Source organism: Tsukamurella sp. USMM236 (assembly GCF_037148755.1).
Lineage (GTDB): Bacteria > Actinomycetota > Actinomycetes > Mycobacteriales > Mycobacteriaceae > Tsukamurella.
The window spans coordinates 709,839-734,366 of sequence record NZ_JBBCSS010000001.1 but is presented as its reverse complement, the minus strand read 5'-3'; the positions used below and the strand labels follow the sequence as shown (position 1 = coordinate 734,366).

General features: G+C 70.4%; 18 protein-coding genes and 1 pseudogene. 6 read left to right on the top strand and 13 right to left on the bottom strand.

Annotated features, from left to right (window positions below; translation table 11 throughout):
- Window positions 1-34 precede the first annotated feature (34 nt).
- Window positions 35-952 (top strand): LysR family transcriptional regulator, encoded by a 918-nt coding sequence (locus tag WFK95_RS03520; protein WP_336669884.1) that lies wholly within the window; start codon window positions 35-37, stop codon window positions 950-952.
- 38 nt (window positions 953-990) lie between these two features.
- Window positions 991-4,224 (top strand): DEAD/DEAH box helicase, encoded by a 3,234-nt coding sequence (locus WFK95_RS03515; RefSeq protein ID WP_224646841.1) that lies wholly within the window; start codon window positions 991-993, stop codon window positions 4,222-4,224.
- A gap of 397 nt (window positions 4,225-4,621) precedes the next feature.
- On the opposite strand, the gene WFK95_RS03510 is transcribed toward WFK95_RS03515, so the two are convergent.
- The 3 genes from WFK95_RS03510 to WFK95_RS03500 form a co-directional block, all read right to left on the bottom strand.
- Complete coding sequence (locus WFK95_RS03510; RefSeq protein ID WP_224646839.1) at window positions 4,622-4,996, bottom strand: VOC family protein; 375 nt, start codon at window positions 4,994-4,996, stop codon at window positions 4,622-4,624.
- Window positions 4,997-5,065: 69 nt separating this feature from the next.
- Window positions 5,066-5,653, bottom strand: a complete 588-nt coding sequence (locus WFK95_RS03505; RefSeq protein WP_224646838.1) for a TIGR03086 family metal-binding protein — start codon at window positions 5,651-5,653, stop codon at window positions 5,066-5,068.
- Between the two features lie 55 nt (window positions 5,654-5,708).
- The gene (locus WFK95_RS03500) at window positions 5,709-6,287 is read right to left on the bottom strand and encodes a TIGR03086 family metal-binding protein (protein WP_224646837.1); all 579 of its coding nucleotides are present in this window, start codon (window positions 6,285-6,287) and stop codon (window positions 5,709-5,711) included.
- A gap of 63 nt (window positions 6,288-6,350) precedes the next feature.
- Here WFK95_RS03500 and WFK95_RS03495 point away from each other — a divergent pair, with 63 nt between their 5' ends.
- The gene (locus WFK95_RS03495; RefSeq protein ID WP_224646836.1) at window positions 6,351-7,268 is read left to right on the top strand and encodes a helix-turn-helix transcriptional regulator; all 918 of its coding nucleotides are present in this window, start codon (window positions 6,351-6,353) and stop codon (window positions 7,266-7,268) included.
- Here WFK95_RS03495 and WFK95_RS03490 read toward each other — a convergent pair.
- From WFK95_RS03490 to WFK95_RS03470, 5 genes are all read right to left on the bottom strand, one after another.
- Complete coding sequence (locus tag WFK95_RS03490) at window positions 7,265-7,978, bottom strand: FadR/GntR family transcriptional regulator (protein ID WP_224646835.1); 714 nt, start codon at window positions 7,976-7,978, stop codon at window positions 7,265-7,267. The genes WFK95_RS03495 and WFK95_RS03490 overlap by 4 nt on opposite strands.
- A gap of 35 nt (window positions 7,979-8,013) precedes the next feature.
- The gene (locus tag WFK95_RS03485) at window positions 8,014-8,961 is read right to left on the bottom strand and encodes an aldo/keto reductase (RefSeq protein WP_336669883.1); all 948 of its coding nucleotides are present in this window, start codon (window positions 8,959-8,961) and stop codon (window positions 8,014-8,016) included.
- A 62-nt stretch (window positions 8,962-9,023) separates the two neighbouring features.
- Window positions 9,024-9,785, bottom strand: coding sequence for an SDR family NAD(P)-dependent oxidoreductase (locus tag WFK95_RS03480; protein ID WP_224646833.1), 762 nt, complete (start codon window positions 9,783-9,785; stop codon window positions 9,024-9,026).
- Window positions 9,782-11,089 (bottom strand): enolase C-terminal domain-like protein, encoded by a 1,308-nt coding sequence (locus WFK95_RS03475; protein ID WP_224646832.1) that lies wholly within the window; start codon window positions 11,087-11,089, stop codon window positions 9,782-9,784. The genes WFK95_RS03480 and WFK95_RS03475 overlap by 4 nt, the downstream gene beginning before the upstream one ends.
- Before the next feature lies 1 nt (window position 11,090).
- Window positions 11,091-11,942, bottom strand: coding sequence for a fumarylacetoacetate hydrolase family protein (locus tag WFK95_RS03470; protein WP_224646831.1), 852 nt, complete (start codon window positions 11,940-11,942; stop codon window positions 11,091-11,093).
- A 175-nt stretch (window positions 11,943-12,117) separates the two neighbouring features.
- Here WFK95_RS03470 and WFK95_RS03465 point away from each other — a divergent pair, with 175 nt between their 5' ends.
- Both WFK95_RS03465 and WFK95_RS03460 read left to right on the top strand, forming a co-directional pair.
- The gene (locus WFK95_RS03465) at window positions 12,118-12,459 is read left to right on the top strand and encodes an L-rhamnose mutarotase (protein ID WP_224646830.1); all 342 of its coding nucleotides are present in this window, start codon (window positions 12,118-12,120) and stop codon (window positions 12,457-12,459) included.
- The gene (locus tag WFK95_RS03460) at window positions 12,432-13,286 is read left to right on the top strand and encodes an amidohydrolase family protein (RefSeq protein ID WP_224646829.1); all 855 of its coding nucleotides are present in this window, start codon (window positions 12,432-12,434) and stop codon (window positions 13,284-13,286) included. The genes WFK95_RS03465 and WFK95_RS03460 overlap by 28 nt, the downstream gene beginning before the upstream one ends.
- Before the next feature lie 9 nt (window positions 13,287-13,295).
- Here the strand turns inward: WFK95_RS03460 and WFK95_RS03455 are convergent, their stop codons facing one another.
- Complete coding sequence (locus WFK95_RS03455) at window positions 13,296-13,631, bottom strand: hypothetical protein (protein WP_224646828.1); 336 nt, start codon at window positions 13,629-13,631, stop codon at window positions 13,296-13,298.
- 34 nt (window positions 13,632-13,665) lie between these two features.
- Between WFK95_RS03455 and WFK95_RS03450 the strand changes: the two genes are divergently transcribed.
- Window positions 13,666-14,040, top strand: a complete 375-nt coding sequence (locus tag WFK95_RS03450; protein ID WP_224646827.1) for a YccF domain-containing protein — start codon at window positions 13,666-13,668, stop codon at window positions 14,038-14,040.
- Window positions 14,041-14,055: 15 nt separating this feature from the next.
- On the opposite strand, the gene WFK95_RS03445 is transcribed toward WFK95_RS03450, so the two are convergent.
- From WFK95_RS03445 to WFK95_RS03430, 4 genes and pseudogenes are all read right to left on the bottom strand, one after another.
- Window positions 14,056-14,478 carry a DoxX family protein gene (locus WFK95_RS03445; RefSeq protein ID WP_224646826.1) on the bottom strand — a complete coding sequence of 141 codons (423 nt, stop codon included), beginning with the start codon at window positions 14,476-14,478 and terminating at the stop codon, window positions 14,056-14,058.
- Window positions 14,479-15,302: 824 nt separating this feature from the next.
- Window positions 15,303-19,259, bottom strand: a complete 3,957-nt coding sequence (locus WFK95_RS03440) for a DNA-directed RNA polymerase subunit beta' (RefSeq protein WP_224651958.1) — start codon at window positions 19,257-19,259, stop codon at window positions 15,303-15,305.
- A 30-nt stretch (window positions 19,260-19,289) separates the two neighbouring features.
- A pseudogene (gene rpoB / locus WFK95_RS03435) lies at window positions 19,290-22,840 on the bottom strand (DNA-directed RNA polymerase subunit beta).
- Between the two features lie 435 nt (window positions 22,841-23,275).
- Window positions 23,276-24,439: an ABC transporter ATP-binding protein gene (locus WFK95_RS03430; protein ID WP_224651962.1), complete on the bottom strand. Its 1,164-nt coding sequence runs from the start codon at window positions 24,437-24,439 to the stop codon at window positions 23,276-23,278.
- Window positions 24,440-24,528: the final 89 nt, after the last annotated feature.

Here is a 24,528-nt window from a genome sequence, read left to right as displayed (position 1 = left end):
ACAATGCCCACATCCGCGGATCGGATCTGCATCCATGCACACTCCTGAGCCGAGCGCCGACGGCCTGCTCACCCTGCTGGCCGTCGCGCGGACCGGCCGGTACACCGCCGCGGCCGACCTGCTGGGCATCAACCACACCACCGCCTCGCGCCGGGTCGCGGCCCTCGAGCAGGCGCTCGGCGGGCCGCTGCTCGCCCGCGGCGCCGCCGGCTGGGAGCTCACCGAACTGGGCCGAGCGGGGGTGAGCGCCGCCGAGCGGATCGAGGCGGTGCTGCACGGCCTCGACGCCGACACCGCCGACGACCTGCACGGCAAGGTCCGCATCGCCGCGACCGACGGCTTCAGCGCCCGCGTCGTCGCGCCCGCGATCGCGCAGCTGGGGCGGGCGCACCCGCGGCTGTCCGTCGACCTGCTGACGGTGACGCGCCGCGCACCGTCGACCCGCTCGGGCGTGGACGTCGAGGTCGTCGTAGGACGGCCCGAGACCTACCGGGTGGAACCCGAGCTGCTCGCGCCCTACCGGCTCGGCCTGTACGGCTCGCGGGAGTACCTCGCCGCCGACGGGGCACCGCAGCGACCCCGCGACCTGGCCGGGCGGCCGCTCGTCTACTTCATCGACTCGATGCTCACCGTCGACGATCTGGACCTCGCGCGGGTGCTGGTGCCCGACATGACCGACCGGCTCAGCTCGACGAACGTGCTCGTCCACGTCGAGGCCACCTGCGCCGGCGCCGGGCTGGGCCTGCTCCCCTGCTTCCTCGCCGACGCCCGGCCCGACCTGGTGCGGGTGCTGCCCGACGACGTCTCCGTGCAGCTGGAGTACTGGATGGTGGTGCGGCCCGAGGCCGCGCAGCGGCGGGAGGTGGCCGCGGTCGTCACGGCGCTGCGCGCGCAGGTGGACTCGATGCGCGGCGTCCTCCTGGGCGTTCCCGGACCCGGCGCACGACCCTGACGGCGTTCACCGAGCCGCGCTAGACTGTCCGCTTGACCATGAGCGCATCGACTGCCGGCGGAGGGCCCTCGTTCACCCCCGAGGACCTGATCGGCTTCTTCGGGGGGCCGACCGTGCGTCGCGCGGGCGAGTACGTGGGCACCGGCCTCATCGGCGACCTCGAGTGGGACGACGAGAAGCGCCTCGTCACGGGCGTCGTCGCCGGATCCCGCGAGTACGACACGCAGGTGTGGATCGAGCCGGGCGGCTCCGGCTGGCGGCCCGTGCGCAGCCTGTGCACCTGCCCCGTCGCCCTCAACTGCAAGCACGGCGCGGCCCTGCTGCTCGAGCTCACCGCGGAGGACATCGAGGAGAGCGACGCCCCGCAGCCGGACCCGTGGGAGCGGCAGCTCGCCGCCCTGCTGCCGGAGGCCCCGCGGGCGAGCGCCGCCGTGCTGCCCGTGGCGCTGCAGTTCGAGGTCGACGAGCGCGGCGTCGTCTCCGGACAGCGCCTGCAGGTGCGACTCGCGACGCCCGGCATGCGCGACGGCTCGTGGGTCGCGGGCGACGTGCGGTGGCGCACCATCGCCACCGCGCCGCGGGTCGCGCCCGCGCAGCGCGACGTCCTGGCGCCGCTGGCGCAGCTCATCACCTGGTCGCTGTACGGCGTGGACGCCTGGGCCGATCTCGGGATGGTGGACACCCCGCTGTTGTGGGACCAGTTGCGCGCCGTCCGCGACGCGGGCGTGCCGCTGCTGAGCAAGAAGGCGCGCGGCACCGTGGTCCTCGGCCCGCCGACGCGACTCGGGCTCGTCACCCGCTCGGTGGACGGGAGCGTGGAGCTGGACCGGGAGGTCGATTTCGGCGACGGTCCGCGGACCTTCACCGGCGGGCTGCTCGGCGCGCACCGCGCCCTCGGTGTCTTCCAGCAGGACGGCGACGTGCTGCGCCTCGCGCCGCTCGATCCGCCGCTGTCCGCGCAGCACACCACCGCGCTGCGCCGGTTCACCCCGGTGCAGGTGCCCGCCGAGGCGGTGCCCGAGCTGCGCGAGAAGTACCTGCCCTACCTGGCGGCCGTCGCGCCCGTCCGCGACCCGGACCAGCTGGTCGGCGAGGTCGAGGTGCTGGGCCCCGAGCTGCTGTGCACCGCCCGCTACTTCCCCGAGGCCGCCGAGCTCGAGGTCGACTGGAAGTGGCGCTACACCGTCGGCGGCGAGACCCGCGACTTCGTCCTCGGCCGCGAGCCGGCCGGCCTCGCCGACGCCGTCGGGCAGCAGCGGGTCACCCGCGCGATGGCCGTGGCGCTGCGCGAGGCGGCCGTCGGCGTGGACCACTCGCAGGGCTTCTACCGGGGCACCGAGGCCGCGGTGTGGCTGGCCGAGGTCGCGCCCGTGCTGCGGTCGGTGCCGTCGGTCGTCGTGGAGGTCAGCGACGACCCCGGGTTCCGCTGGGCGCAGGGCTCGGCGTCGGTGTCCGTGCGGGTGCGCGGCGACTCCGACAACCCGTCGACGGACTGGTTCGACCTCGAGGTCGCCGTGGAGGTCGACGGCGAGGAGGTCCCGTTCCGGGACGTCTTCACGGCCGTCGCCGCGGGCCACGACACCCTCGTCACGCCCGGCGGCGTGTTGGCCCGCATCGACGGCGAGCGCTTCGACCGGCTGCGGGAACTGATCGGCGAGGCGCGGGACCTGCCGGCGCGGGGCGCGCGCCGCGCGGCACGGACCGGCGCAGGCTCCGACGACCGCGGGCTGCGGATCAGCCGGTTCCAGGCGGGCCTGGTCGACGACCTCGCCGACCTCGCGGACGCCACCGACTTCGACGGTGACTGGTCCCGCAGGGTGGGCGCCCTGACCGCGGGCGACCTGGCGCGGCAGGAGGCACCGTCGACCCTGCGCGCCGAGCTCCGGCCCTACCAGCGCGACGGCCTGGACTGGCTGTCCTTCCTGTACGACAACGATTTCGGCGGCATCCTCGCCGACGACATGGGCCTCGGCAAGACGGTGCAGACGCTCGCGCTGATCTGCCGGGCGCACGAGCGCGCGCCGGGGCGGCCCGGGCCGTTCCTGGTGGTGGCGCCGACGTCGGTGGTGGGCAACTGGGCCGCCGAGTGCAAGCGGTTCGCGCCGCACCTGTCGGTGGCGGTGGTCTCCGAGACCTCGCGGAAGTCGGGCACCTCGATCAGCTCGGTGGTCGCCGGCGCGGACCTGGTGCTGACCTCGTACACGCTGCTGCGGCTGGACGCCGAGGAGTACGCCGCCGTGTCGTGGGCGGGCGTGATCCTCGACGAGGCGCAGTTCGTGAAGAACCCGCGGTCGAAGGCCTTCGCCGCGGTGACGCTGCTGGACCGGCCGTTCACCCTGGCCGTGACCGGCACCCCGATGGAGAACCACCTCGAGGAGCTGTGGGCACTCACCGCGCTGACGGTCCCGGGGCTGTTCCCCGGGCGGTCGTGGTTCGCGGAGGAGTACCGGCGGCCCATCGAGCGCGGCGGCGACGACGACCGCCTGGCCCGGCTGCGGCGCCGCGTGCGGCCGTTCATGCTGCGGCGCACCAAGGACCTGGTCGCGAAGGACCTGCCGGAGAAGACGGAATCCGTGGTGCAGGTGGAGCTCTCGGAGGAGCACCGGCACACCTACGACCGCGTGCTCGCCGATCAGCGGGCGAAGTTGCTGGGCCTGCTGGACGACTTCGAGGGCAACCGGTTCGAGATCCTGCGGTCGCTGACCATGCTGCGGCGCCTCGCGCTCGACCCGTCGCTGGTGGACGAGGAGCTGGCGGTGGAGGACGTCGCCAAGCTCGACTTCCTGGTGGAGAAGCTCGACGAGCTGCTCGAGGAGAAGCACGCCGTGCTGGTGTTCAGCCAGTTCACCGGCTTCCTGCGCAAGGCCGCCGAGCGGCTCGACGAGGAGGGCGTCGAGTACGCCTACCTCGACGGATCGACCACGGACCGGCCCGCGGCGATCGAGAAGTTCACCTCCGGCGAGGTCCAGGTCTTCCTCATCTCGCTCAAGGCCGGCGGCTTCGGCCTCAACCTGGTGCAGGCCGACTACTGCTTCCTGCTGGACCCGTGGTGGAACCCTGCCGCCGAGGCGCAGGCCATCGACCGCGCGCACCGCATCGGGCAGACCCGCAGCGTGATGGTCTACCGGCTGGTGTCCGCCGACACCATCGAGGACAAGGTGATGGCGCTCAAGGAGCGCAAGGCAGCGCTGTTCGAGTCCGTCGTCGGCGGCGAGGGCGGCTTCGACGCGCGCCTGGCCGCCTCCGACATCCGCGCGCTGTTCGAGGACTGAGCGGCTGCGGCTGCGGCTGCGGCTGCGGCTGCGGCTGCGGCTGCGGCTGCGGCTGCGGCTGCGGCTGCGGCTGCGGCTGCGGCTGCGGGGCGATCTTCGCTCCGAACAGCCATGCGTGTCACGAATACCCATGAACACGCAGGTCAGAGGCGATATTCGAGCGATCACCCATGCAAGAAACCGCATACCCCGAGCTCGCGCGGCGGCGGGGCTCGCGACCACATGTGAGCGTTCGTCCCCCGCGCCGCCCCGAACCGCGGCTCCGGCGTTCGCTCCCCCACGGCACGCCGTGCTCCTCATGAGGGCTCGGTCGTCCCCCGCGCGGCGCCGAATCCCCCACCAGACACCGACTCCCCATGCGCGCGCGGACAGCGGCGGGCAACGGATTTCCGCGGGGTCAGGCGGCGGTGAGGGCCTCGAGGGCGTGGCCGTCGGGCGAGCGGAAGTAGACGCCGCGCCCGCCGAAGCGGTGGTTGATCTCCCCGACGCCGGAGCCGTCGGGCTGGGCGTAGAAGCCGAGGCCGCGCGCGGTGATGCGCGCGAAGATCTCGTCGAACTCCTGCTCGGAGACGAGGAAGGCGTAGTGCTGCGGGTGGACGGGCCCGGGCACGGTCATGACGTCGAGCACCACGGCGTTGGCCAGGCGGACCTGCTGGAAGTGGCCGCCGCCCACGTCCACCGGAGCCTCGAGACCGAGCAGTTCGGTGAGGAACCGCGCGGTCTCGAGGTTGTCGGTGGCGGCGACGATGGTGTGGTTCAGTTCGATGCTCATGTTTTCGACGGTAGGACCTCAACCGGCGTTCATGTCAATGGCTCACGACCCACGCGGCGCCGACGGTGCTCATGCGCCCCAGCCGATCGCGCTGCGGCCGTTCCAGTTGGCGAGGCGTTCGGTGGGGCCCGTGCCTTCGCGGGGCTCCACGACGGGGCCGAACGGGAACTCCGGCATCGCACGCAGTTCCGCCGGGATCGCGACCCGCGCCACCTCGAGGGCGGCCACGGCGACCGCACCGTCGGGGATCTCGGCCGGCTGCCCGGTGGCGACGGCGATGTCCCACCCGTGCACCAGCGCTTCGTTGACGTAGGTGGCGAGGGCCTCGGAGCCGGACGCCTCGCCCCACGGCGCGGTCACCACCCCGTCGAGCGGGGCGCCGGCCCACGCGGCGAGGCCCCGCGCGCGGGCGTCGGCGTAGGTCGCGGCGTCGTGCTCGGGCACGAGGTTCGGCAGGCCGGCGACGGTGCTGCTCTCCGCGAGCGCGATCACCTGCAGGCAGTGAGCGGTCAGGTGCCCGGCCAACGCGCGGACGTCGAGCTCGCCGGACGGCGTGGGCCGTCCGAGCTGGTCGGCGGTGAGACCTTCCAGCAGGGACTGCACCCACGCCGTGGCGGCGGAGTAGGCGGGACGGGGATCAAGGGCGATGTCGGTCATGCCCGCCAGTCAATCCGCCCCAGATGCCAGTTCCTGACCTCAATACGCCGCGACGTCAGGCCGCGGGCCAGTGGTGGCCGTTCCAGTTGGCGAGGCGCTCGGTGGGGCCGGCGCCCTCTCGCGGCTCGACGACGGGGCCGAAGGGCACGTCGCCCCCGCGGAAGTCCGCGGGGAGCACGCTCTTGACGACCGCGAGCACGCCCTCCGGCAGCGCCGGCTCGGGGAACTCGGCGGTCTGGCCCGTGGCCACGGCGAGGTCCCAGCCGTGCACGAGGGTCTCGTTGACGTACATGCCGAGCGCCGCGAAGCCCGGCACGACGCCCCAGGGGACGGCGACCTCGCGCTCGAGCGGGGCGACGTCCCACGCCGCGAGCGCCCGCTCGCGGATCGCGCCGTACGTGGCGGCGTCGTGCTCCTCGGCGCGGAAGGGCTGCCCCTCGACCGTGGCGACGGTCGCCAGCGCCTCGGCGCGCATCACGACGGCGATGAGGTGTTCACCGAGGGCGCGGACGTCGAACTCGTCGCACGGCGTCGGCAGCGCGAGCTGCTCCTCGGTGACAGTGGCGAGCAGGGACTGCACCCAGGCGGTGGCGGCGGCGTAGGAGGGGCGGGGATCAGTGGCTGTGTTGGTCATGGGAGCGATTCAACCGGCCTAACATGACACCTTCTGTCATGTTCTCCTGGCATTCTGAGATCCATGCGCGCCGACCGCCTCCTGTCCGTCCTCATGCTGCTGCGGCACCGCGGCACCATGACGGCCGCGCAGATCGCCGCGGAGCTCGAGGTCTCCACCCGCACCGTGCTGCGCGACGTCGAGGCGCTCGGGGTCGCGGGCGTCCCCGTCTACACCGATCGCGGGCGCGGCGGCGGCATCCGCCTGCTCCCCGGCTACCGCACCGACCTCACGGGCCTCACCCTCGACGAGGCGAAAGCCCTGCTCGCCGGGGCGCCCGACTCCCCCGCCTTCGCGGGCGCCATGCGGAAGGTGGCGGCGGCGCTGCCGGAGGCGCACCGTCGGGAAGCGGCGGCGGCCGCGCAGCGGATCCACGTGCGCCCCGACGGTTTCGCCCGCGCGCCCGAGCCCGACCCGCACCTCGGCGAGCTGCAGCGCGCCGTCATCGACGGGCTGCGGGTGCGGGCGACGTACCGGCCGCGCGGGGGCGACGCCACCGAGCGGACGCTCGACCCCGTCGGTCTGATCCACGCGGGTCAGGCCTGGTACCTGATGGCCCTGCGGAACGGCGAGCGGCGCACCTACCGCACCTCGCGGTTCTGCGCGGTGACGGTGCTCGACGAGGCCGCGCACCGCCCGGAGACGGTGGACCTGGCGGCCGAGTTCGAGGACTCGCGCGCGTCCTTCCGCTCCGGGCACGACGCGGTGGTCGTCGAGGTGCGCGCCGACGAGTACGGCTGGACCAAGCTGTCCGGGTTCGGGACGGTGGTCACGCCGCCCGGGCCCGACGGTGCCGGCACGCTCGGCTTCAGCGACTTCGGGCGCGCGGTGTGGACGCTCTGGGGCGCGCTGCCGCACATCGAGGTGACGGGCCCGCCCGCGGTCCGCGCCGCGCTGGCGTCCCGGCTCGCCGAGGCGGCCGCGGCGCTCGGAATCGGCTAGGACGCGTCGTCGGCCATCGCCCGCCGGATCCAGCCCTCGACGCCCGCGATGTGCACCGTCGCGCACGCGCAGGCGACGTCGGCCTGCCCGGCGACCAGGGCCTCGTAGATCTGCCGGTGCTCCGCGATGGTGCGGGCGCGCGCGTCCTCCTGCTCGGTGCCGCGCCAGATCCGGGCGCGCAGGGTGGGCGCCGAGAGACCCGCGATGAGCGCCCGCAGCACGGGGTTCCCGGACGCCTCCGCGATGGTCTGGTGGAACAGGATGTCCTGCTGCACCAGTGTTTCCACGGAGGCGTCGGGCCCGCCGAGCGACAGCGTCTCCTCCAGGATCGCGAGCCCCTCGGGGGTGATGCGGTGCGTCGCCATCGCGGTGGCCGCCGGCTCGAGGATGCGGCGCACCTCGAAGAAGTGCAGCACCGAATCCTCCTGCTGGAAGTCGACGACGAAGCCCATCGTGTCGAGCAGCAGGGTGGGTTCGAGGCTCGTGACGTAGGTGCCGTCGCCCTGGCGGACGTCGAGGATCCGCAGCATCGCGAGCGCGCGGATCGCCTCGCGGAGGGAGTTGCGGGAGAGCCCGAGTCGCGCCGCGAGGTCGACCTCGCGCGGCAGCCGGCTCCCGGCGGGCAGCTCCCCGTCGGTGATCATCGCCTTGAGCTTGAGGATCGCGTCGTCCGTCCGCGAGATCCGCCCGGCACCCTCGTTGGTCGGCATCGGTCAATCCTAGCGGCGGGACGGTTCGGACGGCCTCACAACGCGGCCTCGAGATCGGGCCACAGCGCATCGGGGGGCGGCGCCGCCAGCAGCGCGAGGTCGGCTCGGACCTCGTCGGCGGACCGCATGCCCAGGAGCACCGTCCGCACAGAGGGGTGGCGCAGCGGGAAGTGCACCGCGGCGTGCGGCAGCGTGGTGCCGTGGGCCCGGCAGACCGCCGCGAGCCGGCGCGCCCGGTCGAGCACCGCGAGCGTGGCCGGCGCGTAGTCGTAGGTGGCGCCGGGCCGCGGATCCGCGGAGACGGTGATGCCCGAGTTGAAGACGCCGCCCGCGGCGACGGAGACGTCGCGTTCCAGGCACGCCGGCAGCAGATCGTCGGCGGCGCTGCGGTCGAGCACCGTGTAGCGGCCGGCGACGAGCACCACGTCGAGATCGGTCTCCCGGACGAACCGGGTCAGCATCGCCGACCGGTTCATCCCGGCGCCGTACGACGCGATGACGCCCTGTCGGCGCAGCTCGTCCAACGCCGGGAAGGCGCCGTCCATCGCCTCCGCGAAGTGATCGTCGGGGTCGTGCACGTAGACGACGTCCACGCGGTCCCGGCCCAGCCGCTCCAGGCTCGATTCGATCGAGCGCAGCACGCCGTCGCGGCTGAAGTCCCAGACGCGCTCCACGTCGGCGGACACGGCGAAACCCTCCGCGTCGGCGCCCTCGGTGTCGACGGGCGCACCGCTGTCCGTCTTCGGCCGGTCGGAGGCGGGGCGGAGGAGGCGGCCCACTTTGGTCGAGAGCACCACGCCGGTGCGGTCGCCCAGTGCCGCACCGAGCCTGCGCTCGGAGAGGCCCAGCCCGTAGTGCGGGGCGGTGTCGAAGTAGTCGACGCCCGCGGCGGCCGCGGTACGCACGGCGGCCGTCGCCTCCGCGTCGTCGACCGCGGTGAACAGGTTCCCGATCGCCGCGGCGCCGAAGGACAATGGCGCCACCTTCAAGCCCCCGCGCCCGAACGGTCGGGCGGGAGCGAGGGACGCGTCGTCGCCGGACACGGTCACCGCCGGGGCGGTAGTCGAAGGCCGCTCATCCCGCCGTCGACGGCGAGCGAGGTGCCCGTGGTGGCGGAGGCCGCGGGGCTGAGCAGGTAGCAGATCGCGTCCGCCACTTCGGCATCCGTCACCAGACGGCCGGTGGGCTGCCGCTGCCGCAGCTGTTCGGCCTCGGCCTCCGGATCCGCGGCCGCGTCCAGCAGGCGTCGCACCCACGGGGTGTCGACGGTGCCGGGATTGACGCAGTTGAACCGGATGCCCTCGCGCACATGGTCGGCTGCCATGGCACGCGTCATCGCCTCGACCGCTCCCTTCGAGGCGCTGTAGAGCGCCCGGCCCGGCAGGCCGGCGGTAGCGGCGATCGAGCACGTGTTGACCACGGCGGGATTCGTCGAGCCGCGCAGGTGGGGCAGCGCCGCGCGGGTGACCCGCACCGTGCCGAGGACGTTGACGTCGAGAACCTTCCGCCAGTCGTCGAGCGCCCCCGCCTCGACGGTGCCCTGGGCGCCGATCCCCGCGTTGTTCACCAGGCCGTCGATCCCGCCCAGGTACTCGGCCGCGGTGGCGACGGCGGCGGCCACCGAATCATCGTCGGCGACGTCGCACGCGATGCCGAGCGAGTCGGGCGGCGCCTCGTCGGGCTGCAGGTCGAGCACGGCGACGACCGCTCCGCGCACCATGAGTTCCTCCGTCGTCCTGCGGCCGATCCCCGAAGCGCCGCCCGTCACGATGGCTCGGAATCCGGCGAATGCGTCTGCGTTGCTCATTGTGCTCCCTTCCATGCCTCCCCGTCGGGGAAGCCGAACCGCACGAGCGTCTCCGGCCGGATCTGCGCCGAGAAGCCGGGCTTCGCGGGGGCCGCGTACGCCCCGTTCACGATGCGCACCGGGTCGAGGAAGTGCTCGTGGAGATGATCGACGTACTCGATGTTCCGGTCCGCGAGGGTTCCCGAGACCGCAACGAAATCGAACATGGCGAGATGCTGCACCAGTTCGCACAGGCCGACCCCACCCGCGTGCGGGCACACGGGGATGCCGAACTTGGCCGCCAGCAACAGGATCGCGATGTTCTCGTTGACGCCGGCGACGCGGGTGGAGTCCAGCTGGACGACGTCGATCGCCTCCGCCTGGAGGAACTGCTTGACCAGCACCCGGCTGTGGGCGTGCTCGCCGGTGGCGATGCGCACCGGCGACACCCGGCGCCGGATGGCGGCGTGGGCGAGGACGTCGTCGGGGGCGGTGGGTTCCTCGACCCACCACGGATCGAACTCGCGCAGCCGCTCGATCGCCGCGACCGCGTCGTCGACGTCCCACCGCTGGTTCGCATCGACGGCGATCCGCACCTCGTCGCCCACCACCGCGCGGGCGAGGGCGAACCGCCGGACGTCGTCGTCGACATCCGCGCCGACCTTGAGCTTGATCTGCGTGAAGCCCTCGGCCACCGCCTCTTTCGCGAGCCGCGTCATCTTCTCGTCCGAGTAGCCGAGCCAACCGGGCGAGGTCGTGTAGGCGGGGTAGCCGTTCGCGCGCAGCGCCACGGCGCGTTCCGCCCGGCCCGGCTCCGCCGCCGTGAGCAGGGCGAGGGCATCGTCGGGCGTGAGAGCGTCTGTGAGGTAACGGAAGTCGACGAGGTCGACGATCTCCCGTGGGCTCAGCTCGGCGAGCAGCTGCCACAGGGGCAGGCCGGCGCGCTTGGCGCGCAGGTCCCACAGCGCGTTCACCACGGCACCGATCGCCATGTGCATGACGCCCTTCTCGGGGCCGAGCCACCGCAGCTGGGCGTCGTAGACCAGTTCGCGGTAGACGCCGCCGAGGTCGCCGAGGACGGCGTCGACCCCGCGTCCGAGCACGTACGGCGTGAGGGCTTCGATCGCGGCGCGCTGGACGTCGTTGCCGCGGCCGATGGTGAAGACGAAGCCGTGCCCCTCGAGGCCGTCGCCGGCGTCGGTGCCGAGGATCAAGTAAGCGGCCGAGTAGTCGGGGTCGACGTTCATCGCGTCGGAACCGTCGAGCTCGGCCGAGGTCGGGAAACGCACGTCGAGCGTGCGGAACTCCGTGAACACACCGGACATCTCAGGCCTCCCCGAGGACGGAGCGATGACCGCCGAGCAGATCGATGTGCGTCTCGATCACGTCGCCGCGGCGCAGGTAGGGCTTGGGGTCCGGATAGCCGAAGGCCACGCCCGCGGGCGTTCCGGTGTTCACCACGTCGCCGGGCTCGAGGACCATGAAATGACTGAGGTAGCGGATGATCTCACCGACCCCGAAGATCATCTGCGCCGTGTTGGCCTCCTGGCGGACCTCGCCGTTGACGGTGAGCCGGATGTCGAGGCGCTGCGGGTCGGGTACCTCGTCGGCGGTGACCAGCTCCGGGCCGAGCGGGTTGAAGGTCTCGCAGTTCTTGCCCTTGTCCCAGGTGCCGCCGCGGTTCATCTGGAAGTCGCGTTCGGAGACGTCGTCGGAGACGGTGTAGCCGGCGACGCACGCGAGACCCTGAGCGGCATCGTCGAGATACCGTGCGGTGCTTCCGATCACGACGGCGAGCTCCACCTCGTAGTCCGTCGCGACCGAGCCGCGCGGGATCAGCACCTCATCGTGCGGGCCGACGATCGTGCCCGAGGTCTTGAGGAACATCACCGGCTCCGCGGGCTCCTCGTGCTGCGTCTCCTGCGCGTGGGCGAGGTAGTTCACGCCGATGCAGACGACCTTGCCCGGCCGGGCGACCGGGGCGCCGACCCGGAGCCCCGTGGGGTCGAACTCCGGCAGCCGGCCCGCCCCGAGGGCGTCCGCGAGCAGCCGCTGCGCGTCGCCCAGCGTGCCCGGGTGGTAGTCGGCGACGACCGACGATGCGTCGTACCACCGCCCGTCGCCCGTGGACACGATCGGACGCTCGGCGCCCGCCTCCCCGACTCGCCGCAGTCTCATCGGCTTCCTTCCGCATTCATAGCGATGGGTCCGACCGGTGTCGGACACCTCCCACGACCGCGCCTGAGCGCTGTGTCATGAGTCACACCTATCGACTGTAAACATCGGAGGTCTTGCGGTCAACTAGTCGCATCGTGGCCCACCGTGACCTAGACTGACCGAAGGTTCCCGAGTAGTGATCGGAGGAATGGTGCCGGAGATCATCGCCCTGCACACGCGCCTCAAGGCGGGCGCCGAGGAGGAGTACGACCGGCTGCACGCCGTGATACCCGCCGAGCTGGACGGCGCGCTCCGCGACGCCGGCGTACGCACATGGCGGATCTGGCGCGACGGGCGAGAGCTCTTCCACCTCGTCGAGGTCGACGACTACCGCGCCATGCGACAACGGCTGGCCGAGCACCCTGCGAACGTGCCCTGGCAGGCGCGAATGGCGGAACTGCTGGACGTACCCGACGACTACTCCGGTGACGACCGCGGCATCCCGCTGGTGTGGGCACTCCCCCTCGGGCCCGCATGATCGTCGACGCCCACCACCACCTGTGGGACCGCGCGCGGCACGACCACCGTTGGCTGGACACGCCAGGGCTGGAGGCGATCCGGCGGGACTTCACTGCCACCGACCTCGCCGCGGCCGCCGCGGGCGAGGTGCGAACCACGGTCGCCGTGCAGACCCTGAACTCGTCGGCGGAGACCTACGACCTGCTCGCCGCCGCCGCACCGGTGGGCGCAGTCGTCGGATGGGTGGACCTGATCTCGTCGCGGTGCGGTACGCGCCTGGACGAGCTCGCCGCCGCCCCCGGCGGCAGCCGACTGCGCGGCCTCCGGCACCTCGTGCAGGACGAGCCCGACCCGGGGTGGCTCGTCCGCCCGTCCGTGCTCCGCGGACTCGCCGCCGCCGCTGACCGTCGCTTCGCCGTCGACCTCCTGGTGCGCGGACCGCAGCGCGCCGCGGCACTCGAGGCGACCCGCCGGCTGCCCGACGCGTCGTTCGTGATCGACCACGCGGGGAAGCCGAACATCGGTGCGGGCGAATGGGAGCCGTGGGCGGCCTGGATCACCGCCATGGCGGCGCTCCCCAACGTCGTGTGCAAGCTGTCGGGGCTGGTGACCGAGTGCCCGCCTCGGCCGTGGAGCCGATCGCTCATCGAGCCCTACGCGCGGCACGTACTCGCCTCGTTCGGCGCGGACCGCGTGATGTTCGGCTCCGACTGGCCGGTCTGCCTGCTGCAGGCCTCGTACGCCGAGGTGCTCGGGCTCACCGTCGAACTGCTCGACGGTGCGTCGCCCGCCGAGCGCGACGCGGTGCTCGGCGGGACCGCGCGGCGGGTGTACCGGCTGGCGTGACCCGGCCCGTCAGGCCAGGGCGACCCGGACGACGGTGCCCTTGTCCCCGCTGGTGGCGACGGCGCGGCCCGCGCGGTCACCGTCGGCGAAGTGGAGCGTGAGGTCGGCGCCCTCGCCGAGGAAGTTGCGCCACCACTGCTTCTGCTCCGGCATGGCGACGCCGATGACGACCTCGTCGCCCTTGCGCTGGTACGCGACCGGCAGCGAGAAGGGCTTGCCGGACTTGCGGCCGGTATAGCTGATGGTGACCATCGACTTGCCCAGCGCCGGCCCGACGACCGGCAGGGACAGCAGCGGCGTGAAAGCGGTGTTGAACAGCTTGGCTCCGCGTTGGAAGAGGTTCATGACACCACGGTAGCCGCGTCGGCATACTGGGGTGGTGAAGCTGATCCTCAACATCATCTGGCTGGTGCTCTGCGGGTTCTGGATGGCCGTCGGGTACGCCGTCGCCGGGATCATCTGCTGCCTTCTCATCGTGACGATCCCGTTCGGGCTGGCGTCGTTCCGCATCGCCAACTACGCGCTGTGGCCGTTCGGGCGGACCGTCGTCGATCGCCCCGGCGCCGGCGCGGCGTCGCTGGTGGGGAACATCATCTGGCTGCTCGTCGCGGGCATCTGGCTCGCGATCGGGCACATCCTGACCGGAATCGCACTGTGCCTGACCATCATCGGCATCCCGCTGGCCGTCGCGAACTTCAAGATGATCCGGCTGTCGCTGCTTCCCTTGGGCTCGGAGATCGTGCCGACCTCGTAGCCCCGGAGGCCGTGGTCAGCGGCCGAGGATCGCGCGGCGCAGGTCGGGGCGGCGGAGGATCATCGCGAGCCAGATCAGCAGACCCACGTAGACGCCGGAGAGAACGAAGCCCGCGATCGGCTGCTCCGCACGCAGGTTGATCGCGACGGCGCCGCCGAGGTAGCCGGTGAGATAGATCGCGCCGATCACCGCGGTGCGCGGGATCGTCCACAGGACGACGCCCACGAGCAGCACCAGCCCGATGACCAGGATGTGCTTCTCCTGGAAGCCGAGCTTCAGCGTGCCGTCGATGACGGCCTGCGGCTTCGTCAGCTTGCCGACGACGTCGAAGACGAGGAAGGCCCAGACCAGCACGGTGATCACCATGCCCGCGATCCAGGACTTCGAGCGGCCCTGCGCGGCGGAATCTGCGGTTGCGGGTGCGACGTCGGCGGTCATGAGAGGCTCCTCGGTTCGGTGTTCACGGCGTGAACATCAGCAATGTTCACACCGTACACACAACCGATCGGTTGCGTCAATAGGTCGGCGGTGCGGTGTGCGGTGTGGGAATCGGCGTCCGGTGTGGGAGAGCCGGCTCCTCGTGGGGGAATCGGCGTTCCGTTTGGGAGAGCCGGCTCCTCATGGGGGAATGGGCGCCGCGAGGGGGACGACGCCTCCCCCACCGCACGAACGGCGCCTCATGGAGGGGACGGACCGCCGGGGCCGCGAATCGGTGCGGAGCGGGGGACGGAATGCGGCGCGGGGGACGAACACGCCGCGTGGGGGACGACGCCTCCCCCATGGGAAGCCGGCCGTCTCATGGGGGACCGACTCTCCCCCACGCCCCGTCGACGCCGCGCGGGGGACGACGCCGGCGACTCCGGTTCCCAGCGGGTTCGGCGGACGATTCGCAGGTCGCCGCCACCGAGACCGCAAACAATCGCGCCGAATTTGCGCACGCCGGAGGTACTCACTGCCGATACTCGCGAACGCTGCCGACTACCGGCAGCGCCGGCAGTCATGGGCAGCGCCGACAGTCAATCGGCGGTGTCGGGCGCCGACTGCCTAGGAGGGATGGGGTGGGAGGACGCTGCGAACGATTCTGCAGCCCCCGAAGCGCTAGCGAAGCGGGGCGAAGCCTAGTGAGCAGCGGCCTCCCACCCCAGCCCGGCCCTGAGCAGCGACGCCCCCGCCCGGCCCGGCCACCAGTCACCGTCGGACAAACGAAAACGGCCCCCGACCTGCAAAGCAGATCGGGGGCCGGATTCGGCTAGCTACTCAGATCACCGGTAGCCGTCGGAGAAGCCGTAATCGTCGAGCGGCACCGCGGCGCCTGACGGGGCGCCGAACGCACCCTCCGGGCCGTAGTACTGGTCGTCGAAGGTCGGCACCGAGTACGCGGCCGCGCGGGCCTCCTCGGTGGGCTGCACCTGGATGTTCCGGTACTTGTTGATGCCCGTACCGGCCGGGATGAGCTTACCGATGATGACGTTCTCCTTGAGGCCCACCAGCTTGTCGGAGCGGGTGTTGATCGCGGCGTCGGTGAGCACGCGGGTGGTCTCCTGGAAGGAGGCCGCCGACAGCCACGAATCGGTCGCGAGCGAAGCCTTCGTGATACCCATGAGCACCGGACGGCCGGCCGCGGGCTCGCCGCCCTCGGCGACGACGCGACGGTTCGCGGCCTCGAACTCGGCGCGCTCGGTGAGCGAGCCGGGCAGGAACTCCGTCGAACCCGAATCGATGATCGTCACGCGACGCAGCATCTGCCGCACGATGGTCTCGATGTGCTTGTCGTGGATGGACACACCCTGCGAGCGGTACACCTCCTGGACCTCGTTGACCAGGTGCACCTGCACCTGACGCGGGCCCATGACGCGCAGCACCTCGTGCGGATCGGCAGCGCCCTCGAGGAGCTGCTGGCCCACCTGCACGTGGTCACCGTCGGCCAGCAGACGCTCGGAGCCGTCCTCGTGCTTGAACACGCGGAGGCGCTGGCGCTTGCTGATCTTGTCGTACACGACCTCTTCGCTGCCGTCGTCCGGCGTGATGGTGATCGTGTAGAACCGGTCGTCGTCCTCCAGGCGGATGCGGCCGGAGGTCTCGGCGATCGGGGCCTTGCCCTTGGGGACACGGGCCTCGAACAGCTCGGTGACTCGCGGCAGACCGCCGGTGATGTCGTCACCGACGCCACCCTGGTGGAAGGTACGCATCGTCAGCTGGGTACCGGGCTCACCGATCGACTGCGCGGCGACGATACCGACGGCCTCGCCGATGTCGACGAGCTTGCCGGTCGCCATCGAGCGGCCGTAGCAGGTGGCGCAGACACCGGTGCCGGTGGTGCAGGTGAGCACGGAGCGCACCTTCACCTCCGCGATGCCGGCCTCGAGCAGCGCCTCGATCTGGGGGTCGCCCAGGTCGTGGCCGCGCTCGACGACGACGGTGCCGTCCTTGGCGACCGCGTCCTCGGCGATCGTGCGGGCGTACGCCGAGGTCTCGACGTGCGCGTCGCGGATCAGCGAGCCGTCGGCCTGAACCTCCGCCAGCGGGACGACGATGCCGCGGCTGGTGCCGCAGTCGGTCTCGCGGACGATGACGTCCTGCGAGACGTCGACCAGACGACGGGTCAGGTAGCCCGAGTCGGCGGTACGCAGAGCGGTATCGGCCAGACCCTTACGAGCGCCGTGGGTGTTGATGAAGTACTCCAGCACCGTCAGGCCCTCGCGGAAGGAGGACTTGATGGGACGCGGGATGAACTCACCCTTCGGGTTCGTCACCAGGCCCTTCATGCCCGCCAGGTTCCGCACCTGGGTCATGTTGCCGGTGGCGCCCGACTTCGGGATCATCGTGATCGGGTTGTCTTCGGGGTAGAAGTCATCGATCGCCTTACCGACCTCGTCGGTGGCCTGCTTCCAGATCTCCACCAGCGCGTCGCGACGCTCACCCGAGGTGAGGGCACCGCGGGCGTACTTGCGCTCGATGCCGTCGGCCCGCTCCTCGTAGCGGTCGAGGATGTCCTTCTTGCTCGGGGGAACGAGCACGTCGGACATCGAGACCGTCACGCCCGAACGCGTGGCCCAGTAGAAGCCGGCGTCCTTGAGCTTGTCGACGGTCTGCGCGACCACGATCATCGGGTACCGCTCGGCCAGGTCGTTGATGATCACGGCCTGACGCTTCTTCGGCATCTGCTCGTCGATGAACGGGTAGTTCGCCGGGAGCAGCTCGTTGAACAGCACGCGACCCAGGGTGGTCTCGGCCGTCCAGGCCTGACCGCGGGTCCACGCACCGTCGAACAGCTCCGCCTCGACGTCGGCCGCCGGGCGCTGCTGCGTGAGCCGCACCTTGATCGGCGCCTGGATCGACAGCTCGCCCAGGTCGACGGCCATGATGGCCTCGGCCGGGGACGAGTACACGCCGGTCTCGGGCTGGTCCTTGGCGGCGGCCGTGTAGTGGCCCTTCGCCTCGGGCTTCTCCGTGGTCAGGTGGTACAGACCGGTCACCATGTCCAGACGGGGCATGGCGAGCGGGCGACCCGACGCCGGCGACAGGATGTTGTTCGAGGACAGCATCAGGATGCGGGCCTCGGCCTGCGCCTCCGCGGACAGCGGGAGGTGCACGGCCATCTGGTCACCGTCGAAGTCGGCGTTGAAGGCCTCACAGACGAGCGGGTGCAGCTGGATGGCCTTGCCCTCGACGAGCTGCGGCTCGAAGGCCTGGATACCCAGGCGGTGCAGCGTGGGGGCACGGTTGAGCAGCACGGGGTGCTCGGCGATGACCTCTTCGAGGACGTCCCACACCTGCGGGCGCTGCCGCTCGACCATCCGCTTGGCCGACTTGATGTTCTGCGCGTGGTTGAGATCCACCAGACGCTTCATCACGAAGGGCTTGAACAGCTCGAGCGCCATCAGCTTCGGCAGACCGCACTGGTGCAGCTTGAGCTGCGGGCCCACGACGATGACCGAACGGCCCGAGTAGTCCACGCGCTTGCCGAGCAGGTTCTGGCGGAACCGGCCCTGCTTGCCCTTGAGCAGATCGGACAGCGACTTGAGCGGGCGGTTGCCCGGTCCGGTGACCGGACGGCCGCGGCGGCCGTTGTCGAACAGCGCGTCGACGGACTCCTGCAGCATCCGCTTCTCGTTGTTGACGATGATCTCGGGCGCGCCGAGGTCGATCAGTCGCTTGAGGCGGTTGTTGCGGTTGATCACGCGACGGTAGAGGTCGTTCAGGTCGGACGTGGCGAACCGGCCACCGTCGAGCTGGACCATCGGGCGCAGCTCCGGCGGGATCACCGGCACCGCGTCGAGGACCATGCCCAGCGGCGAGTTGCCCGACATCTGGAACGCCGCGACGACCTTGAGCCGCTTGAGGGCGCGGAGCTTCTTCTGCCCCTTGCCCGAGCGGATGGTCTCGCGCAGCGACTCGGCCTCGGCGTCGATGTCGAAGTTCTCGATGAGCTTCTTGATCGCCTCGGCACCCATGGCGCCCTTGAAGTACTCGCCGTAGCGGTCCTGCAGCTCACGGTAGAGCTTCTCGTCGACGATCATGTCCTTCGGCGCGAGCTTGACGAAGGTCGTCCAGATCTCGTCGAGCTCGTCGATGGCACGGCCGGCGCGATCGCGGATCTGCCGCATCTCGCGCTCGCCGCCGTCCTTCACCTTGCGGCGCTGGTCGGCCTTGGCACCCTCGGCCTCGAGGACGGCCAGGTCGTCCTCGAGCTTCTTGGCGCGGTTCTCGAGATCCACGTCGCGCTGATCCGCGAGCACCTTCTTCTCGGAGGTGATCTCGGCCTCGAGCGTGGACTGCTCGTTGTGGCGCTGCTCCTCGTCGACCTCGGTGATCACGTAGGCCGCGAAGTAGATGATCTTCTCGAGATCCTTCGGCGCCAGGTCCAGCAGGTAGCCCAAGCGCGACGGGACGCCCTTGAAGTACCAGATGTGGGTGACGGGCGCGGCGAGCTCGATGTGGCCCATCCGCTCACGACGCACCTTGGCGCGAGTGACCTCGACGCCGCAGCGCTCGCAGATGATGCCCTTGAAGCGGACGCGCTTGTACTTGCCGCAGTAGCACTCCCAGTCGCGAGTCGGGCCGAAGATCTTCTCGCAGAAGAGTCCGTCCTTCTCGGGCTTGAGCGTGCGGTAGTTGATGGTCTCGGGCTTCTTGACCTCGCCGTAGCTCCAGTTACGGATGTCATCGGCGGTCGCCAGACCGATCTTCAGTTCGTCGAAGAAGTTAACGTCGAGCACTTCTCTCCTAATTCGTCCGGTTGGCGGGGGCTAGTTCGCGAGGTCTTCGGCGGAGGCGTTCTCGTTGCGCGAGAGGTTGATGCCGAGGTTGGCAGCAGCGCGCTCGAGGTCCTCGTCGTCGCCGTCGGCCATCTCGATGGCGGCACCGTCGGACGACAGGACCTCCACGTTCAGGCAGAGCGACTGGAGCTCCTTGAGGAGCACCTTGAACGACTCGGGGATGCCGGGCTCGGGGATGTTCTCGCCCTTGACGATCGCCTCGTACACCTTCACGCGGCCGACCACGTCGTCCGACTTGATGGTGAGCAGCTCCTGCAGGGTGTAGGCGGCGCCGTACGCCTGCATCGCCCAGCACTCCATCTCGCCGAAGCGCTGTCCACCGAACTGCGCCTTACCACCCAGCGGCTGCTGCGTGATCATCGAGTACGGGCCGGTGGAGCGGGCGTGGATCTTCTCGTCCACCAGGTGGTGCAGCTTCAGGATGTACATGTAGCCGATGGCCACCGGGTACGGGAAGGGCTCGCCCGAGCGACCGTCGAACAGCGTCGCCTTGCCGTCGGCGCCGACCATGACGTCGCCGTCGCGGTTGGCCAGGGTCGAGCCCAGCAGGCCCGCCAGCTCCTCATCGCGGGCACCGTCGAACACCGGCGTCGCGGTGTTGGTGTCCTTGGGCTGGCTGTACATCTCCTCGGGGAGCGCGGACGCCCAGTCGGGGATGTTCCCGTTCTCGTCGCGCACGTCCCAGCCGGTCTTGGCGACCCACCCGAGGTGCGTCTCCAGGATCTGGCCGATGTTCATACGACGGGGCACGCCGTGCGTGTTCAGGATGATGTCGACCGGGGTGCCGTCGGGCAGGAAGGGCATGTCCTCGGCGGGGAGGATCTTGCCGATGACGCCCTTGTTGCCGTGGCGGCCGGCCAGCTTGTCGCCGTCCTGGACCTTGCGCTTCTGGGCCACGTACACGCGGACCAGCTCGTTCACGCCGGGGGCCAGCTCGTCGTCGTCGTCGCGCGAGAACACGCGGACGCCGATGACCTTGCCGGTCTCGCCGTGGGGCACCTTGAGCGACGTGTCGCGGACCTCGCGCGCCTTCTCGCCGAAGATCGCGCGGAGCAGCCGCTCCTCCGGGGTCAGCTCGGTCTCGCCCTTCGGGGTGACCTTGCCGACCAGGATGTCGCCGTCGCGGACCTCGGCGCCGATGCGGATGATGCCGCGCTCGTCGAGATCGGCCAGCACCTCATCGGAGACGTTCGGGATGTCCCGGGTGATCTCCTCGGCGCCCAGCTTCGTGTCGCGGGCATCGATCTCGTGCTCCTCGATGTGGATGGACGTGAGCACGTCCTCCTCCACCAGGCGCTGCGAGAGGATGATCGCGTCCTCGTAGTTGTGGCCCTCCCACGGCATGATCGCCACGAGCAGGTTCTTGCCGAGCGCCATCTCACCGTTGTCGGTGCAGGGGCCGTCGGCCAGGACCTGGCCGGCCTCGACGTGCTGGCCGGCGTTGACGATCGGACGCTGGTTGGCGCAGGTGCCCTGGTTCGACCGCGCGAACTTGCGCAGCTTGTAGGTCTTGCGCGTGCCCTCGTCGGCCATGACGGTGATGAAGTCGGCGGAGACCTCCTCCACGACGCCCGGCTTCTCGGTGATGACGACGTCGCCGGCGTCGACCGCGGCGCGCAGCTCCATACCGGTGCCGACCAGCGGCGACTCGGAACGGACCAGCGGCACGGCCTGACGCTGCATGTTCGCACCCATGAGGGCACGGTTGGCGTCGTCGTGCTCGAGGAACGGGATCATCGCGGTCGCGACCGAGACCATCTGGCGCGGCGAGATGTCCATGTACTCCACGGCGGAGACGGGGACGAACTCGACCTCGGAGCCGCGCTTACGCACGAGCACCTTGTCGTCGGTCAGGCGACCGTCGGCGTCGGTGGTCGCGTTCGCCTGCGCGATGTAGTAGCGATCCTCCTCGTCGGCCGTCATGTAGACGATCTCGTCGGTGGTCTTGCCCTCCGTGACCTTGCGGTACGGGGTCTCGATGAAGCCGAACGGGTTGACCCGCGCGTACACCGACAGCGAACCGATCAGGCCGATGTTCGGGCCCTCAGGGGTCTCGATCGGGCACATGCGGCCGTAGTGCGACGGGTGGACGTCGCGGACCTCGAGGCCGGCGCGCTCACGCGACAGACCACCGGGGCCGAGCGCCGACAGGCGGCGCTTGTGGGTCAGGCCCGACAGCGGGTTGTTCTGATCCATGAACTGCGAGAGCTGCGAGGTGCCGAAGAACTCCTTGATCGCCGCTGAGACCGGGCGGATGTTGATCAGGGTCTGCGGGGTGATCGCCTCGACGTCCTGCGTGGTCATGCGCTCGCGGACGACGCGCTCCATGCGGGACAGGCCCACGCGGAGCTGGTTCTGGATCAGCTCGCCGACGGTGCGCAGGCGGCGGTTGCCGAAGTGGTCGATGTCGTCGACCTCGACGGGGACCTCGACGCCGTCCGGCACGGTCATGTAGGTGAGCTGCTCCGACGGTGCCTCGTGCAGGCGCACGAGGTACTCGATCGTCGCGACGATGTCCTCCTCGGTGAGCACCAGCGGCTGCGTGCCGTCGGAGTTCGCCGGGAGACCGAGCTTCTTGTTGAGCTTGTACCGGCCGACGCGGGCCAGGTCGTAGCGCTTCTCCTTGAAGAACAGGTTCTCCAGCAGGGTCTGCGCCGACTCCTTCGTGGGCGGCTCGCCCGGGCGCAGCTTGCGGTAGATGTCGAGCAGCGCCTCATCGGTGCCGGCCGTGTTGTCCTTCTCGAGGGTGGACCGCATGATCTCCGAGAAGCCGAAGCGCTCGAGGATCTGCTCCGTGGTCCAGCCGAGCGCCTTGAGCAGCACGGTGACGGGCTGGCGGCGCTTGCGGTCGATGCGGACACCGACGGTGTCGCGCTTGTCGACGTCGAACTCGAGCCACGCACCGCGGGCCGGGATGACCTTGACGCTGTGCAGCGGCTTCTCGGTCGACTTGTCGATGTTCTCGTCGAAGTACACGCCCGGGCTACGGACGAGCTGCGAGACGACGACGCGCTCGGTGCCGTTGATGATGAACGTGCCCTTGTCCGTCATCATGGGGAAATCGCCCATGAAGACGGTCTGCGACTTGATCTCGCCGGTGTTGTTGTTGATGAACTCGGCGGTGACGAACAGCGGCGCCGCGTACGTCATGTCCTTGTCCTTGCACTCCTCGATCGAGGCCTTGACCTCGTCGAAGCGCGGATCGGAGAAGGAGAGAGACATCGAGCCCGAGAAGTCCTCGATCGGCGACAGCTCAGCGAGGATGTCCTCCAGACCGCCGGTGGGCTGTGCCTCGCCGCGCGCAGCGGCCTTCTCCCGCCAAGCGGGCGTACCGACGAGCCAGTCGAACGAGTCGATCTGCAGGTCGAGCAGGCCCGGTACGGGAAGCGGCTCGGAGATCTTCGCGAACGACACGCGCTTGGGCGCTCCGGGCACCACGGCGTCGTTCTGATCGTTCTGAGTCTGGCTGGAGACGGAGACTGCCAAGATGCGTCCTCTGCTGTGACTAGTAACGTTGCCAAAATTGTGCTGACGGCAACCCGCAGAGTACGGCCCCAATCGAGGGCGAATATTCAGATGGGCAGGAGGCAGCCAGCGCAACGTCCAACATTAACAGAGGAATGACCACCCCGCAAGGGGCAGTCCAGACTAAGCCCCGAGGGGCTTGGGCGCAAGCATGACGCGCGCCGTTCTTCGAACACCGGCATCGTCGGTCGGCTGCGCCGTCGGCCCCGGCCGCGGGCTGGCTGCCGTGCGGGCCGGAGGCACCCGAGAGATGCTCTCACGTGGACACGAGCACATCGCGTCCTGCCGATAACTGTGACCCGAATCCGCGCGGACGTCAAGCGAAACCGCCGATTTCCTTCGAATATCGGGGCCGACCCCACCCCGGAGACGCCGACACCGGCCCGGGAAGCGTTCCCGGGCCGGTGTCGGCGGTTGCTACGACGGTGCGGTCAGCGCCCGTCCTCGACCTTCGGCAGGTGGTCGGTGGGGTTCTCGTCCGCCTGCGTCACCGGGTAGGCCGACGTCGGCGCCTCGTCGCCGGCGTACTCCTTCTGGATGGAGACGGGGGCCGTCTCGGGCGCCTGCTCGTACTGCTGGGCGGCGGCCACGGGGACCGTCGCGGCGTAATCGGCCGGGTCGTCGCCGAGGTCCTTGCGGATGGCGATCTGCGCCTTCTCCGGCAGGGTCGGCAGGATCTGGCGGACGCGGGCCCGGCGGCGGGCGTCGCCCTTGCGGGGCGGCATGCCCGGGGTGGGCTGCATCTGCGGGGCGATCTCGTCCGGAACGTCGACGCCACCGTCGGAGTGGCCGCCGGCGACGCGGGCCATCTCGGCCTCCATCTGCGCCGAGTCCTTCTCCTCCGACATGCCGATCGGGCCGATCATCGAGCCGGAGAGGAACTGCTTGACCACCGGCTCCTCGGAGGTGAGCAGCACCTCGCGGGGGCCGAACATCACCAGGTGCTTGAGGAAGAGCATGCCCATGTTGTCCGGCACGGTGCGGGCGATGTTGATGTTGTGCGAGACGATCAGCGTCGTGCAGTCGATCTGCGCGTTGATGTCGATCAGCAGCTGGCTGGTGTAGGTGGTACGCACCGGGTCGAGGCCGGAGTCCGGCTCGTCGACGAGCATGATCTTCGGGTCCATCACCAGCGCGCGGGCCAGGCCGGCGCGCTTACGCATACCACCCGAGATCTCGCCCGGGAGCTTGTCCTCGGCGCCGATCAGACCGACCATCTCGAGCTTCTCCATCGTGATCTGACGGATCTCGCTCTCCTTCTTCTTCGTGTGCTCACGAAGCGGGAAGGCCGTGTTGTCGTACAGGTTCATCGAGCCGAACAGCGCGCCGTCCTGGAACAGCACGCCGAACATCTTGCGGATCTCGTACAGCTCCGACGACGTACAGGTGAGGATGTCCGTGCCGTCGATGATGATCTCGCCCTCCTCGGGGCGCAGCAGACCGATCAGGGACTTCAGGAACACCGACTTACCGGTACCCGACGGGCCGAGCAGAACCGAGACCTCGCCCGCGGGCAGGGTCAACGAAACGTCGGACCAGATGTTCTGGGACCCGAACGACTTCGTCAGGTTCTTGGTAGTTACTTCGACACCCACTGTCGAGACCTTTCGTCGCTTCCAGGTGTGGCTCGCGCCACAGACCGCTGGGAGCACAGTACCCCAGTACCCGCTGGTGGCGGTACCGG

What these genes read in the sequence shown, in the direction of transcription:
- WFK95_RS03500 (WP_224646837.1), bottom strand. Translation starts at nt 6,287, where the DNA reads ATGACCAACACAGCCACTGATCCCCGCCCCTCCTACGCCGCCGCCACC.
- WFK95_RS03490 (WP_224646835.1), bottom strand. Translation starts at nt 7,978, where the DNA reads ATGCCGACCAACGAGGGTGCCGGGCGGATCTCGCGGACGGACGACGCG.
- WFK95_RS03515 (WP_224646841.1), top strand. Translation starts at nt 991, where the DNA reads ATGAGCGCATCGACTGCCGGCGGAGGGCCCTCGTTCACCCCCGAGGAC.
- WFK95_RS03455 (WP_224646828.1), bottom strand. Translation starts at nt 13,631, where the DNA reads ATGAACCTCTTCCAACGCGGAGCCAAGCTGTTCAACACCGCTTTCACG.
- WFK95_RS03470 (WP_224646831.1), bottom strand. Translation starts at nt 11,942, where the DNA reads ATGAGACTGCGGCGAGTCGGGGAGGCGGGCGCCGAGCGTCCGATCGTG.
- WFK95_RS03480 (WP_224646833.1), bottom strand. Translation starts at nt 9,785, where the DNA reads ATGAGCAACGCAGACGCATTCGCCGGATTCCGAGCCATCGTGACGGGC.
- WFK95_RS03475 (WP_224646832.1), bottom strand. Translation starts at nt 11,089, where the DNA reads ATGTCCGGTGTGTTCACGGAGTTCCGCACGCTCGACGTGCGTTTCCCG.
- WFK95_RS03510 (WP_224646839.1), bottom strand. Translation starts at nt 4,996, where the DNA reads ATGAGCATCGAACTGAACCACACCATCGTCGCCGCCACCGACAACCTC.
- WFK95_RS03495 (WP_224646836.1), top strand. Translation starts at nt 6,351, where the DNA reads ATGCGCGCCGACCGCCTCCTGTCCGTCCTCATGCTGCTGCGGCACCGC.
- WFK95_RS03520 (WP_336669884.1), top strand. Translation starts at nt 35, where the DNA reads ATGCACACTCCTGAGCCGAGCGCCGACGGCCTGCTCACCCTGCTGGCC.
- WFK95_RS03445 (WP_224646826.1), bottom strand. Translation starts at nt 14,478, where the DNA reads ATGACCGCCGACGTCGCACCCGCAACCGCAGATTCCGCCGCGCAGGGC.
- WFK95_RS03505 (WP_224646838.1), bottom strand. Translation starts at nt 5,653, where the DNA reads ATGACCGACATCGCCCTTGATCCCCGTCCCGCCTACTCCGCCGCCACG.